Source organism: Streptomyces sp. ITFR-21, from assembly GCF_031844685.1.
Classification (GTDB): Bacteria; Actinomycetota; Actinomycetes; order Streptomycetales; family Streptomycetaceae; genus Actinacidiphila.
In genome coordinates, this window is sequence record NZ_CP134605.1 from 1014624 (window position 1) to 1027688 (window position 13065).

Sequence of the window (13065 nt, forward strand, 5' to 3'; positions counted from 1 at the left end):
GGGGCAGCTGTGCGGGGCCGACGGGGCCGCGTGGGCTCAGAAGACGACCAGGGCCCGGCCGCCCCTGCCCTCGGTCATGGCCCCGAAGGCGGCCGGGATGTCGTCCAGCCCGATCCGGGCGGTGACCATCCCGGACAGGTCGAGCCGCCCTGCCCGCACATGCCCGGCCAGGACCGGGAGGTCCTTCGCCGGGTCGCAGTTGCCGTACACGCATCCCGCCAGCGTCCGCCCGAAATAGAAGAGTTCCAGCGCGGAGAAGCCGACCTGCTGGTCCTGCCCCCCGATGCCCACCACCGTGGTACGCCCGCCGCGCCGGGTCGCCGACCAGGCGGTACGGATGGTGTCGGCCCGGCCCACGCACTCGATGGCGGCGTCCACGCCGTAACCGCCGGTGAGCTTGCGGATCCGCCGGGCCGTGTCCTCCCCAGCGACCACGAAGTCGGTGGCCCCGGCCGCCCTGGCCAGCTCCTCCTTCGCCGGCGACACGTCCACCGCGACGATCTGCCCGGCCCCGGCGATCCGGGCCGACTGCAGCACCGCCAGCCCGACCCCGCCCACGCCGAACACCGCCACCGTCTCACCGCCGCGGACCGCCGCCGCATGGTGCACCGCGCCGTACCCGGTCAGCACCGCGCACCCCAGCAGCGCCGCGTCCGCCAGCGGCACCCCCGCCGGCAGCGGCAGCACCGCCTCCGCCGCGACCACCGTCTCCTCGGCGAAGACGGCGGTGCCGAGCCCCGGGTAGAGGTCGCTTCCGTCGGCGGCCAGCCTCGCGTACGGCACTGCCGCCGCCGCGCCCGAGTTGGCGCACAGCCAGGGCTCCCCCAGCCCGCAGAAGTGGCAGGAACCGCAGGCCGGCGCCCAGTTGAGCACCACCCGGTCCCCCGGCGCGACCCGGGAGACCCCCTCCCCGACGGCCACCACCGTGCCCGCGCCCTCGTGTCCCAGTACCGCGGGCACCGGTTGCCGCAGGGTTCCGTTGGACAGCGACAGGTCGGAGTGGCAGACCCCGGCCGCCGCCAGCCGCACCCGCACCCGCCCGGGCCCGGCCTCCGGCAACTCGATGTCGGCAACAGTCAGCGGTGCGTTCACGGCGGTCAGGACGGCGGCACGGACCACGGGGGTCTCCTGGGTCGATTGCGGACGAGCAGCCCCGTCGGCGGACGGAGGCGCGGCGGGACGGACCGCCGCCCCCGACCGGGTGCATACGTACGGCGGCAGTACCGCCGGGTCGAGACGCGGCCGGCCGAGGATGGCGGAGGGGCAGAGAGCAGGAGGGCAGGGCGTAGGGGAGCGGGCGAGCAGGGAGCCAGGGAGCAGCGGGCCGGAGAGCGGCGCGGGTCAGAACTGGAGGGACTTGGTCTGGAGGTACTCCGCCAGTCCGTGCGCCCCCAGCTCCCGCCCGACCCCGGACTGCTTGTACCCGCCGAACGGCGCCTGCGGGTTGAACCGCCCACCGTTGATGTCGACCTGCCCGGTCTCCATCCGGCGGGCGAACGCCACCGCCGCGTCCTCGTCCGCGCCCCAGACCGCGCCGGCCAGCCCGTAGACCGTGCCGTTGGCGATCCGCAGCGCGTCCTCCTCGTCCTCGTAGCGGATCAGCACCACGACCGGGCCGAAGATCTCCTCCTGGGCGATGGCCATCTCCGGCCGCACGTCGGCGAAGACGGTGGGCTGTATGTAGTAGCCCGTGCCGAGCCCCTCGGGTGCCTCGGGGCCGCCCGCCACGATCCGGGCGCCCTCCTCCACGCCGCGCCGGATGTAGCCGCGCACCCGCTCCCGTTGCTTGGCGTTGACCACCGGGCCCAGCCGCTGTCCGGGCAGGTACTTGGCGGCGGCCTCGGTGGCGATCCCCACGGCCTCGTCGTAGCGCTCGGCGTCGACGAGGATCCGGGTCCACGCGCTGCACGTCTGGCCGGAGTTGGCGAAGACGTTGGCGATGCCGACGTTCACCGCCTTCGCGAGGTCCGCACCCGGGAGGACCACGTTGGCGGACTTGCCGCCGAGTTCCAGGGCGACCCGCTTGACCGCCGCGCCCGCCGCCGCGCCGATCCGCCGCCCGACCGCGGTGGAACCGGTGAACGACACCAGGTCCACGTCCGGGTGCTCGGCCAGCGCCTGCCCGGCGACCGGCCCGAGCCCGGTCACCACGTTGAACACCCCTGCGGGCAGCCCCACCTCGTCCAGGATCGCCGCCAGCAGCTGGGCCACCAGCGGTGTGTCCTCGGCCGGCTTGAGCACCACCGTGCAGCCCGCCGCCAGCGCCGGCGCGGCCTTCGCCACGATCTGGTGCAGCGGGTAGTTCCAGGGGGTGATGGCACCGACCACCCCGACCGGTTCCTGGAACACCCGGGAGTTCCCGACCCGCTCCTCGAACTCGTACTCGGCCGCCAGCGTGGCGAAGGAGCGCATGACGGAGATGGGCAGGTTGGCGTGCACCGCGGCGGCGAAGGCCGGCGGCGCGCCCAGCTCCGCGCTCACGGTGGCGGCGATCTCCGCCCGCCGCGCGGACATCAGCTCCCGGGCGGCGGCGAGCAGGGCGCCGCGCTCGGCCGGCGCGGTCGCCGCCCAGCCGGGCAACGCGGCCCGCGCCGCCCGTACCGCGGCGTCCACGTCCCGCGCGTCACCCGCCGGCACCTGTCCGATGATCTGCTCGGTGGTCGGGTTGACGACGTCGATCCGCTCCTCACCGGCCGCCGGCCGCCACTTTCCGTCGATGTAGTGGGCGTCGCGGGCCTGGAAGACCCCCGCCGCGCCCGTCGCCGGGCCGCTCACCCGCGTGCCTGCCGCTGTGCCGTCCACTCTGCCGCGCTCCTCTGGAAGTTGGATATCGACTAGAACCAGCCACTGCGTCCGACGCTCAAATTAGCGTCGTTAGTTTTTCGTGGCCAGGGGCCGGGTCGTGCCGTCGGTCACGGCCTCCCCGCGCACCGGGAAGCCGTTGAGCACGGCGGTGCCGGACAGCGGGTCGAACCGGCTGCCGTCCGGCGGCTGATTGACGTCGGATCCCGGCTCCCGGGCGGCGGCGGTCGGCCGGGTGCCCTCCCGGTCGCGGCCCCGGCCGTGCGGCAGACCCACCGCGCCCGGCGCTGAACACGTCCTCCCGAATCAGCGCGGGCGCGGGTGACCCGGCCCTCGTCGATGGCCGGTGTGAGGCCGCGGACGGCCTCGCGGAGCGGACGGACACGCAGGGCGGTGGTGGACATCGGTGGTTCCCCCTCATCGGCGACGGCGTCGGCGCGCGGTGGTCTTCCGCGTTGCCGATCGGCACTGAGAACGACAGTAGCCGCGCCCGCCGGCAGCACGCAGGAACGGATTCCGCACCTGTGGATAACTTCGGCCGGGCCGCGAGCACCCCTCGGCGGACATACCGGCGGCGGCGGACGAGCCGGTCGCGGCCGGCCGCCGCGCCCGTCCCGCCCGGACGCGGCACAGCCGACCCGGGGATCCCGGTGCCCCGCGGTCTCCGGCGATCCCCGCGGCAAGTGCCTGCGGAGACGCCGTCCAAAGGTTGCCGCCCCGATTCCTATGGTTCAGCATAGGAATCGGGGCGACAGCACGGGTAGCCGGAACGGGGCACGCATCATGGACGTCACGCAGAACAGCGGCACAGCGGTCGCACCGGCCGCGGACGGCGACGGCCTCGCCCACTCTCCCGGATTCGGCAACGAGCACAGCAGCGAGGCCGTCCCGGGCGCGCTCCCCATCGGACGCAACGCCCCGCAGCGCGCACCCCTCGGCCTGTACGCGGAGCAGCTGAGCGGCACCGCCTTCACCGAACCGCGGGCGCACAACCGCCGCAGCTGGCTCTACCGGATCCGGCCCTCGGCGGCCCATCCGCCCTTCCACCGGATCCCCGACGGGCAGCTGCGCAGCGCCCCGTTCCAGGACGTGGAGCCCGATCCCAACCGGCTGCGCTGGGACCCCCTCCCGCTGCCCGACGAGCCGACCGACTTCGTACGGGGGCTGGTCACGGTCGGCGGCAACGGCGACGTCATGCGCCGCGAGGGCATCGGCATCCACTGGTACGCGGCAAACCGCTCGATGGACGCCCGGGTGTTCTCCTCCTCCGACGGGGAGTTCCTGATCGTCCCGCAGCAGGGCGCTCTGCTGCTGCGCACCGAACTGGGCCTGCTGCGCGCCGAACCCGGGCACGTCGCGCTGATCCCCCGCGGCATCCGCTTCCGCGTCGAGCTGCTGGAGGCCACCGCCCGCGGCTACGTGTGCGAGAACTACGGCCGCCCCTTCCAGCTGCCCGACCTCGGCCCGATCGGCGCCAACGGACTGGCCAACGCCCGGGACTTCCTCGCGCCCGTCGCCTTCTTCGAGGACCGCGACGAGGACATCGAGGTGGTCAACAAGTTCGGCGGCCATCTGTGGGCGGCCAGCTACGACCACTCCCCGCTCGACGTGGTCGCCTGGCACGGCAACCACGTGCCATACGTCTACGACCTGCGGCGCTTCAACGTGCTCGGCTCGATCAGCTACGACCACCCGGACCCGTCGATCTTCACGGTGCTGACCGCGCCGTCGGACACCCCGGGGCTGGCCGGCGTCGACTTCGTGGTGTTCGCGCCACGCTGGCTGGTCGGCGAGGACACCTTCCGGCCGCCGTACTTCCACCGCAACGTGATGTCGGAGTTCATGGGCCTGGTCGAGGGCGCCTACGACGCGAAGGCGCGGGGGTTCGTGCCGGGCGGATCCTCACTGCACAACATGATGTCCGCGCACGGCCCGGACCGGGCCACCTTTGACAGGGCCGGCGCCGCCGAGCTGGTACCGCAGAAGGTGGACGACGGGCTGGCCTTCATGTTCGAGACCCGCTGGCCGGTGGTCCCCACCGGGGCGGCCCTGGGCGCCGGCCACCGCCAGCAGGGGTACGACAGGGTCTGGGAGGGGCTCGGGAGGAACTTCCGGCCGTGATCTCCTTCGCTCCCGACTCCCTGGTCCTCACCGGGAAGCTGCCGCTGTGGTACCAGGTCTCGCAGTCGCTGCGCGCCTCGATACTGGGCCGCCCGGCGGACGCGCCGCTGCGGCTGCCCACCGAGGACGGCCTGGCGGCGCACTACGGGGTGAGCGTGCTGACCATGCGGCAGGCGCTCAAGGAACTGGCGGACGAGGGCCTGATCTCCCGGCACCGCCGGCGCGGCACCTTCATCGAGCCGGCCGCGCTGCGCGGGGCCCCGGTGAGGCTGCTCGGCTCGGTGGACGCGATCGTCGCCCAGCAGTCCGGCGGGCGGACCAGGGTGCTCCGGCACGGGCCCTCGCCGCTGCCGGCGGGCGTCGCCGAACACTTCCCCGGTCTGGCCGAGACGACCGCCTACCGGCGCTTGCGCCACGACGACGCGGGCGAGCCCACCGACTGGGCGGAGAACTACGTCCGTCCCGAGCTGGCCGCCCGGATCGACCCCGCCGATCTGGAGCGCTGGCCGATGACGAAGGTGCTGCGGGACGTGCTGGGGGTGCGGATCAGCCGGATCACCGACACCGTGGAGGCCCGGCTGGCCGACCCCGAGACGGCCGGACTGCTGGACGTCCCGCTGCTCAGCCCGATCCTGCACTACACCGGGGTGACCTACGACGACCGCGGGCAGGCGGTGGACGTGGTGCGCATCCACTACCGGGGGGACGGATTCTCCTTCACCGTGACCATGGAGACGCCCTGAACCCCGTCAGCGGCATGCCTGCGATGAGCGATGACGCCCCGCCACCGCCGCCCGGACAGCTGTCGTACGACCCGCGGGAGCGTGCGCCGCGGCCGGCGAGGGCCAGGTCTCACCGCTCGCCGCCGAGGCGCGGGAGCCGAACCGGCGGCAGTGCGGGCGCCGGGGCGGCGGTACGAACGGCGGACCGCACCGGGCGGACCCGGTTCACGGGAAGCGCTGCGCCTGGCAGCGTGGACGCGTACCACCGCTTCAAAGCCGCTGGAGCTGATCAGCCGGTTGACGCTGGCGGCCGGGCCGCGCCCGTGAGCCGGCCGGCTTCCTCGGGCGGATGGCGCTCCGCAGCCGGGCCGGACACGGCGGTGCGGACGCGGGCCGCCGGGGTGCTGCCGGTGCCCGCGACCGGCCGCGGGCCCGGGTCCGTACCGGCCCGAGGAGGGACCGGACGGTCAGTTCGCCCTGCTGTGAACGCGGCCGGGGAAAGCCGCACGCAAGTGGTGGCGATGACGGGGACCGGGGGCGACCGCCGGGGAGAGGGGCGGCCTCGACGGGCGCACACCGAGGCGCCGCACAGAGCAGCGCCGAGCCGGGACGGTGTGGCCGTCGTGACGGTCCGGGTGGTGAGCCGGGTCCAGGGAGAGAACCGGTGACTACCGCGCGGGTGCCGGGGTCAGGGTCAGCCGCGGCTGCCGAACAGCGATCGGCGCAGCCGCCGCAGCGGCGCGAAGAGCGATACCCGGGCGCCCCGGTTCGTCCCGGTGTGCACGGTCTGCCGCGAGGTCAGCTCCCGCATGAGCACGGTCGCGTCGTCGGTGTCGTGCTGCGGCGCGGCGGGCCCGGACAGTATCGCCAGGTGCCGATCGAGGCGCGCGCTGGACGCGCTGGTACCGCAGTTGATGGCAGGCACTCTCGGCCTGCTCGGCATCGCTATCTGGTCCATGACTCTCCCCACCCCGTAGAGGGCACCCGGCTCGGGCAGGCTAACCCTAGCGCCCCGCCGCGTCATGCGCGCGACCCCCGCATGTCCAGGTCGCTCGATTCACTTTCTTCCCACGGGCGTTGACCCTTGAACGTGGTGGCCGTGACAGAAGGCCGCCAAAGTGGCGGAGGTTCAGGCTGCGGCACCGAACCGGGGCAGGTAGCCGCCGGCCTGTCCGGCCGCCGTGGGGTGGTAGGAGTCGTCGACCGGCAGCGTCAGGCTGTGCAGCCACGGCGAGGCGGAACACAGTTCGTGTTTGGTGAAGGCGGTCCGTACGTCGGCGAAGGTGAAGCCGTGGTCGGCGGCACGCTTGGCGATCACCGTGTCCAGTTCGTCGGCCGCGGCGTTGACGGCGTTGCGCGCGGTGTCGCCGATTCCCACCAGGCACCTCCCGGGTACCTGGTAGAAGCGCGGGTAGCCGACCACTACCACATGAGCGTGGGGGCCCTTGGCGCGGATCGCGTCGTAGGCGGCGTCGAGCCGTCCCGGCAGGGTCTTGTCGACGAAGGTGCGGGCCTGGGCGATCCTGTTCAGACAAGCGGTCTGTGAATCCAGTACGCAGGTGGTCATGACGTCGGAGAACGACGCGTCGTTGCCGCCGACGGTGACGCTGATCAGCCCGGTCGCCGCGTTGACCGGGCCGAGTTGGCTGTTGACGACGTCCGCGGTCCGCGCGCCGGAGCACGCGGTGAAGGCGAACGAGGTGGGGGCGTGGGCGGCGGCCCACAGCGCGGGGTACGCCTTGACGCTTCGCCTGCAGGCGCCACTGGCGCCGTCGTAGGCTCCGGAGCCGACTCCTGAGGCGTAGGAGTCGCCCAGGGCCACGAAGTTGGGGCCCGCGGAGCGTGCGGTGCCCGCTCCGAACAGCGAGAGCGCGAAGGTGAGGATCAGCGCGAACGCCGCCGACACACGGCCTGGCCTTTTCATGGAACCTCCTTGGGGGATCGCCGCCACATCCGTCGTTCCGGCCGGCGGCGACCGCGGGGAGTGCCGTGCGGGTGGATGGCGGCAGGGAGTGACAGCCCGTCAGGAAGGACTGCCCAGACGTCCGTTTGACTCTGTAACGTTCATATCCGTGGCGACTTGATCCGAATCAACCCGATCGGTGAGATTGGTGTGCCATGACCTCGGGTAAGGGCACATTGGGCCAATCGGGTGATGCTGCCCACCAGTTCGCCGCACCCGTGATGAAAAGCACTGGGCGAATCGGTCCCCGAGGGCGGATCATGGGCCACATGTCCGCCACAGCCCGTGCGCCGAGGAGGCAAGTGCCGCCCGCCGGAACCGGTAAGCCCACGAAAGCCGCCACGTCCGACAAGGCCGAGAAGACAGAGAAGGTCGAGAAGGTCGGGCGGGCCGCCACGTCCGACCGGGCCGTCAGGCCGCAGAGTGCCGCGCGGGCCGAGAAGGCCTCGAAGGCCTCGAAGGCAGGGAAGAAGACGGCCGCCTCCGTCACGGCGCCGCAGCACGCGCTGCCCATCCACCTGCGGCTGGACGACAGCGACTCGCCGTCGGACGTGGTGGACGCGCTCTTCCTCGGCCGTTTCACCTCCGGGGAGCAGCCGTTCGCCCGCGGCGCCTCGGTGGAGAACGTCAAGGCGGGCCTGACGCTACTGCCGCCGGACGCGACCGTGCTGCGGCAGGCCCGCGACAAGGACCGCAGTGCCACCCTCGCCGAGGGCGAGGGCTGGACCGTGCTCATCTCCCGCTGGAATCGCGGCGCCGACGTCACCGTGGCCGCGGTCACCGACGAACTCGCCGAGCAGGTGCTGAAGTCGGCGGTGGACGACGCCGAGGACCAGCCCGAGCCGCAGCCCGACGACGTCAGCATGGGTTTCTGGTACATCGTGCCGAGCCGCGGCCCGCACCGCACCACCCGGCGGATCGCCGCCGCCACATGGGAGGAACTACGGGTCAACTACACCGCGCCGGTGGCGGAGGCGATGGACGGCCTGATGAAGCTCACCGCCGACGACGTGGCCGGCCGGCTGCTGCTCCTGCACGGCCCGCCCGGTACCGGCAAGACCTCGGCGCTGCGCACCCTGGCCAGAGCCTGGCGCGACTGGTGCCAGGTGGACTGCGTCCTCGACCCGGAGCGGCTCTTCAACGACGTCGGCTATCTGATGTCCATCGCCATCGGCGAGGACGACGCCACCGGCGGCCGCTGGCGGCTGCTGCTCCTGGAGGACTGCGACGAACTGATCCGCGGTCAGGCCAAGCACCAGACCGGGCAGGCGCTGTCCCGGCTGCTCAACCTCACCGACGGCCTGCTCGGCCAGGGCCGCAACGTGCTGGTCGGCATCACCACCAACGAGGACCTGGAGCGGCTGCACCCCGCGGTGGTCCGCCCCGGCCGCTGCCTGGCCCGGATCGAGGTCGGCCCGCTCACCCGCAAGGAGGCGGTCGACTGGCTCGGCACCAGCGAAGGCGTCGGGCGGGAGGGCGCCACCCTCGCCGAGCTGTACGCGCTGCGCCGCGGCCGCCCGGCCATCCTGCCGGTGCCCGCCCAGTCGTCGGACGGCCTCTACCTGTGACCGGCCGCCCCTGGGACCGGCCACCGGACCGGCACCGGTCCGGCGACCGGTCACGTCGGTCGGCGGCCCGCCCGGTCCGCTCCGGTCGGTCCGCCGTGAGGGAGGCGGCGGATCCGGCGCCGCCGCCCCGGTGATGACCCCGGCGCGCGCCGCTGTCGGCGGCTGCGCCACGCCCTCCCGCAGGTCCACTGCCCCGGCGCGCCCCGCGCCCAACCTCGCCCGGCGTTCCTACGCCGAACCCGCCGCGCCGGTGAGGTGCCGCCCCGCGCCGTCCGGCCGGCCGCGGAGAGCGGACCGGCCCCCGCGCCAGGCGTCGAGCAGGTGGGCGGCCAGCCGGTCCTCCAGGAACACGGTCGCGTCCGCACCGAAGGCCACATCGGCCGCAAGCTGCGGCTCGTCGGCGAGCAGGCCGCCGATCACGTCCCGCCGTACGACCTGCTCGTGCACCGCGTCCGCCTCGACGTGCTCAGTGTAGAAGCGTTCGGCGGCCGGGCCCGCCCCGGTACGGCGCATGGCCTCGGCGAGGCGGCGCGAGCCGGGTGACGAGGTGACCTCGACGCAGGCGAAGTGGCCGACCAGTGCCCCGCGCAGCGCACGGCGGAGTCCGAACAGCGTCATCAGGTTGACGGTGGCGAGGGCGGCGGCCGGTGCCGTGTCCACGTAGCGGCCGTACCCGGTGTCCAGTCCCAGGTCCGCCATCAGGTCGGCGAACAGGCGCGCGTGCACGTTCTCGGGACGGCCGGCGCCGAACTCGTCGTACTCGACGGCGACCATGGCGGCCTTGGCCCGCCCGCGCAGCCGTGGGATCACCCACGCGTGCGGGTCGGCCTCCTTCAGGTGGTAGAGCGAGCGCAGCGCGGCGTACTCGCGCAGCTGCCATGGCTCACCGTCGTGTTCGAGGTGGTACGCCACGCTGCCCTCGTGGTCGGTGGACTCCACCAGCAGGTCGCCGAGCGCCTCGTCGATGTCCCTGCCCGCCGGTACGTCGGCGCGCAGCGCGCCCAGGAAGCGGTCCTCCAGGGCCCGGCGCACCGGCATGAGCGCGGGGTCCCACTCGCGGTCGTCGTCCACCCCGGCGAAGCCGCGGTAGTGCAGCTCGTACAGCAGGTAGAGGGCGAGGTGCAGGTCTTCGCCGTACGGGTCGGCAACCGCCGCCGCCCCGCGTGGGTCCGGCGCGGTGCCCTGCGGTCCGGTGAGCGCGGCGGCGATCCCGGCCGACAGCGGGCCGCGGGGCGCGGGCAGGTCCGGGTCGGCGCGGCGCCGGTCAGCGGTGGTCGCCGTCATGGGGTGCGCTTCCCTTCGGATCGTGGTCGGGCTTCCGCTCGTCGCGGCCGGGGTGCTCGGCGGTGGCCGGTCGTCTGCGGCCGCGGTGGCTGGTGTCGCACCACGGGTAGGCGCGGCTCCGGCGGCAGGTGCAGACGGCGACCACGAAGCGGTCGGAGACGGCGACCGTCCCGTCGTCCCGGAGCACTTCCACCGGTCCTTCGACCAGGATCGGCCCGTCCCGCTCGACGGTGACGCGCCGCGGGCGGTCAGCTGCGTTCGGCACGGACGACCACCAGCTCTTCCTTGTCCTCGTGCGCTCCGACCAGGCCCTGGGCGCGCAGCCAGGGCAGCCGTTCGGTGAGTACCGGCCCGAAGGGCACATAGGCCCGTTCGGTGACCGAGCAGCTCAGCCCGGCCTCCGTCAGCCGGCGCAGGGTCGGTTCCACCCCGCACAGGCCGGAGTGGACCATCAGCAGGACGCCGTGCGGCCTGAGCACCTTGTGGGAGTGGGCGCAGATCCGGTCCACAGCCTGCCGCCCGGTGTGGCCGGCGTTCCAGGCCACCGCGGCGCCCCGGGTGGCGGTCCGCCGGGTGTCGGGCGTGGGCACGTAGGGCGGGTTGCTCACTACCAGGTCGAAGGTGCGGTCGGCCATCGGGGCGGTCAGGTCGCCGCGCCGGACCCGGATGCGGGTACCGACGCGGGCCGCGTTGATCCGGGCGGTCGCCACGGCCCGCCAGGAGATGTCGGTGGCGGAGACCCGGGCGCCCATCCGCGCGGCGAGCAGCGCGAGGGCGCCGCTGCCCGTACCGACGTCGAGGACGTCCATGCCCGCCGTGACCCCCTCGTCGCGCAGCGCCTGTGCGAGCAGGTGCGTGTCGGCCTGAGGGGCATACACCCCGGGGAGCGTCCACAGCTCGCCCAGGCGCTGCGGGAGCGCGGCAGTGATCGTCATCTGGTACCTCCGTGACCTGCGGATGGTTCGTAGGCGACTCCTGCCCACCGCCTTCGGAAGTACGCAAAACGGACGGACGACCCTGGGGACCGTGCACGGCCGAGCCGGGACCCCCCACAACCGGGACGGGGCTCAGTCGCTGTAGGCGGCGCGCAGCGCCTCCTCGACCGCGGCGCGGGCGGCGTCGCGGTCCAGGCCGAGGCGGCGGGTCCGCTCGACGTAGGCGGACGCGGCGGCGGCGACCGCGCGGGAGCGGGCGTCACCGGCGGCGATGTAGGTGCCGTGACGGCCCCGGGTCTCGATCACCCCGTCCGCCTCGAGGACCCGGTACGCCTTGGCGACGGTGTTGGCGGCCAGCCCCAGCTGCTCGGCCAGCCCCCGTACGGTGGGCAGCTTGTAGCCGACCGGGAGGCGGCCCGCGCGCGCCTCCTCCGCGATCTGTCCGCGCAGCTGGTCGTAGGGAGCGGTGACCGCGTCCTGATCGATGACGATCTTCAGGCTCATATGAGCGATCCTGGCACAGCCGGTGGTGCCAGCGGCACCGCCCGGTCCGGTCCGGCCGGATCGTGGGCGATGTCGTCCCCGCTCTGGTGCAGATGCAGCAGGAAGCGGTGCCCGGCGCGGTAGGCGTTCAGGCCCGCCCGGCAGTAGGCCACCATGTCGTCGGGCAGCGCGGCCAGCGGGTACCAGGCCAGCTCCGAGCACTTGTCGGGCTCCCGGTTGACGGGCTCGGTGCCCCCGGCGAGCCGGGTCAGGAAGAACCAGCCGATCCGCGCCCCGCCGTCCGGCGCCCGGTGCTGCATGACCAGGACGGCCTCCAGGTCCTGCGGCGCCAGGTCAAGGCCGACCTCCTCGTACGCCTCCCGGATCATGCCGCTTCTGACGTCCTCGCCGTCCTCCAGGTGTCCGGAGGGGACGTGCAGCAGCCCGTCCGCGTACCCGGTGTTCGCGCGGCGGGTGAGCAGCACGTCCCCGCCGCGCAGCACCAGCAGGTGCACGTCCACGATCTCGGTGTGCCGTCGGCGGGAGGCGGGCGGCGCGGCTGCGGCCGGCCGGACCACCGCCACGTACCGCTCGTCCTCCACCTGGCGTCCCCACAGCGCCCGGTCGGATCCGAGCTGTTCGACGTGGATGACCCCGCCGAGCGGTGCGGCCAGTCCGGTGAGGGCGTCGGCGGTGAGGCCGACCGGGTCGGACGCGCCCCAGCGGCCCTCGACCAGCACCAGCCGCCCGCCGGGCCGCAGCAGTCGCGCCCAGTGCCGCAGCGCCGCCACCGGATCGGGCAGGGTCCACAGCACGTGCCGGACCAGCACCGTGTCGAAGCCGCCGGGCCTGACCGGGGGCCGGGACGCGTCGCCGACGACCACCCGGGCCGCGGTGCCCGCGAGTTTCCGCCGGGCGAGCCGGGCCATGCGCGGCGAACGGTCCACCGCGGTGACCCGGTGGCCCTGTTCCGCCGCGAGCAGGGCGAGGCTCCCGGTGCCGCAGCCGAGGTCGAGCACGTCGGACGGGCCGCCGGGCAGCCACGACCGCAGCCGTACGGCCCATGCCGCGCGGACCCGCGGGTCGCGCAGGCCGTGGTCGGGCTCGTCGTCGAAGTCTTCGGCGGCGGCGTCCCAGAACAGGCGGTCGTCACTCTCGGTGCTCATGGGAACAGCCTGCCATCCGCC

General features: G+C 73.9%; 13 protein-coding genes. 3 read left to right on the forward strand and 10 right to left on the reverse strand.

Annotated features, from left to right (window positions below; translation table 11 throughout):
* Positions 1 to 36: 36 nt before the first annotated feature.
* The 3 genes from RLT57_RS04575 to RLT57_RS04585 all read right to left on the reverse strand — a co-directional run bounded on the left by RLT57_RS04575 (position 37) and on the right by RLT57_RS04585 (position 3078).
* Positions 37 to 1119 (reverse strand): zinc-binding dehydrogenase, encoded by a 1083-nt coding sequence (locus RLT57_RS04575; protein WP_311296074.1) that lies wholly within the window; start codon positions 1117 to 1119, stop codon positions 37 to 39.
* A 222-nt stretch (positions 1120 to 1341) separates the two neighbouring features.
* Entirely contained in the window at positions 1342 to 2775 is a 1434-nt protein-coding gene (locus RLT57_RS04580; RefSeq protein ID WP_311300570.1) for an aldehyde dehydrogenase family protein, read from the reverse strand.
* 99 nt (positions 2776 to 2874) lie between these two features.
* Positions 2875 to 3078 (reverse strand): hypothetical protein, encoded by a 204-nt coding sequence (locus tag RLT57_RS04585; RefSeq protein WP_399128026.1) that lies wholly within the window; start codon positions 3076 to 3078, stop codon positions 2875 to 2877.
* Between the two features lie 507 nt (positions 3079 to 3585).
* Between RLT57_RS04585 and hmgA the strand changes: the two genes are divergently transcribed.
* Positions 3586 to 4923 carry a homogentisate 1,2-dioxygenase gene (hmgA, locus tag RLT57_RS04590; protein WP_311296075.1) on the forward strand — a complete coding sequence of 446 codons (1338 nt, stop codon included), beginning with the start codon at positions 3586 to 3588 and terminating at the stop codon, positions 4921 to 4923.
* Complete coding sequence (locus RLT57_RS04595) at positions 4920 to 5666, forward strand: GntR family transcriptional regulator (RefSeq protein ID WP_311296076.1); 747 nt, start codon at positions 4920 to 4922, stop codon at positions 5664 to 5666. Before hmgA ends, RLT57_RS04595 begins: the two co-directional genes overlap by 4 nt.
* Before the next feature lie 673 nt (positions 5667 to 6339).
* Here RLT57_RS04595 and RLT57_RS04600 read toward each other — a convergent pair.
* Both RLT57_RS04600 and RLT57_RS04605 read right to left on the reverse strand, forming a co-directional pair.
* Positions 6340 to 6603, reverse strand: a complete 264-nt coding sequence (locus RLT57_RS04600) for a hypothetical protein (RefSeq protein ID WP_311296077.1) — start codon at positions 6601 to 6603, stop codon at positions 6340 to 6342.
* Positions 6604 to 6774: 171 nt separating this feature from the next.
* The gene (locus RLT57_RS04605) at positions 6775 to 7569 is read right to left on the reverse strand and encodes an SGNH/GDSL hydrolase family protein (protein ID WP_311296078.1); all 795 of its coding nucleotides are present in this window, start codon (positions 7567 to 7569) and stop codon (positions 6775 to 6777) included.
* A gap of 545 nt (positions 7570 to 8114) precedes the next feature.
* Here RLT57_RS04605 and RLT57_RS04610 point away from each other — a divergent pair.
* Positions 8115 to 9176 carry a DUF5925 domain-containing protein gene (locus RLT57_RS04610; protein ID WP_399129759.1) on the forward strand — a complete coding sequence of 354 codons (1062 nt, stop codon included), beginning with the start codon at positions 8115 to 8117 and terminating at the stop codon, positions 9174 to 9176.
* Between the two features lie 228 nt (positions 9177 to 9404).
* Here RLT57_RS04610 and RLT57_RS04615 read toward each other — a convergent pair whose 3' ends face one another.
* From RLT57_RS04615 to RLT57_RS04635, 5 genes are all read right to left on the reverse strand, one after another.
* On the reverse strand, positions 9405 to 10460 hold the full coding sequence (locus tag RLT57_RS04615; RefSeq protein WP_311296080.1) for an iron-containing redox enzyme family protein: 1056 nt from the start codon (positions 10458 to 10460) through the stop codon (positions 9405 to 9407).
* Positions 10441 to 10725, reverse strand: a complete 285-nt coding sequence (locus RLT57_RS04620; protein WP_311296081.1) for a CDGSH iron-sulfur domain-containing protein — start codon at positions 10723 to 10725, stop codon at positions 10441 to 10443. Before RLT57_RS04620 ends, RLT57_RS04615 begins: the two co-directional genes overlap by 20 nt.
* Positions 10709 to 11395 carry a HemK2/MTQ2 family protein methyltransferase gene (locus RLT57_RS04625; RefSeq protein ID WP_311296082.1) on the reverse strand — a complete coding sequence of 229 codons (687 nt, stop codon included), beginning with the start codon at positions 11393 to 11395 and terminating at the stop codon, positions 10709 to 10711. The genes RLT57_RS04620 and RLT57_RS04625 overlap by 17 nt, the downstream gene beginning before the upstream one ends.
* Before the next feature lie 132 nt (positions 11396 to 11527).
* Entirely contained in the window at positions 11528 to 11899 is a 372-nt protein-coding gene (locus tag RLT57_RS04630; protein ID WP_311296083.1) for a GntR family transcriptional regulator, read from the reverse strand.
* Positions 11896 to 13044, reverse strand: a complete 1149-nt coding sequence (locus RLT57_RS04635) for a methyltransferase domain-containing protein (RefSeq protein ID WP_311296084.1) — start codon at positions 13042 to 13044, stop codon at positions 11896 to 11898. Before RLT57_RS04635 ends, RLT57_RS04630 begins: the two co-directional genes overlap by 4 nt.
* Between the last annotated feature and the right edge of the window lie 21 nt (positions 13045 to 13065).

What these genes read in the sequence shown, in the direction of transcription:
- hmgA (WP_311296075.1), top strand. Translation starts at nt 3,586, where the DNA reads ATGGACGTCACGCAGAACAGCGGCACAGCGGTCGCACCGGCCGCGGAC.
- RLT57_RS04600 (WP_311296077.1), bottom strand. Translation starts at nt 6,603, where the DNA reads ATGGACCAGATAGCGATGCCGAGCAGGCCGAGAGTGCCTGCCATCAAC.
- RLT57_RS04605 (WP_311296078.1), bottom strand. Translation starts at nt 7,569, where the DNA reads ATGAAAAGGCCAGGCCGTGTGTCGGCGGCGTTCGCGCTGATCCTCACC.
- RLT57_RS04615 (WP_311296080.1), bottom strand. Translation starts at nt 10,460, where the DNA reads ATGACGGCGACCACCGCTGACCGGCGCCGCGCCGACCCGGACCTGCCC.
- RLT57_RS04625 (WP_311296082.1), bottom strand. Translation starts at nt 11,395, where the DNA reads ATGACGATCACTGCCGCGCTCCCGCAGCGCCTGGGCGAGCTGTGGACG.
- RLT57_RS04630 (WP_311296083.1), bottom strand. Translation starts at nt 11,899, where the DNA reads ATGAGCCTGAAGATCGTCATCGATCAGGACGCGGTCACCGCTCCCTAC.
- RLT57_RS04635 (WP_311296084.1), bottom strand. Translation starts at nt 13,044, where the DNA reads ATGAGCACCGAGAGTGACGACCGCCTGTTCTGGGACGCCGCCGCCGAA.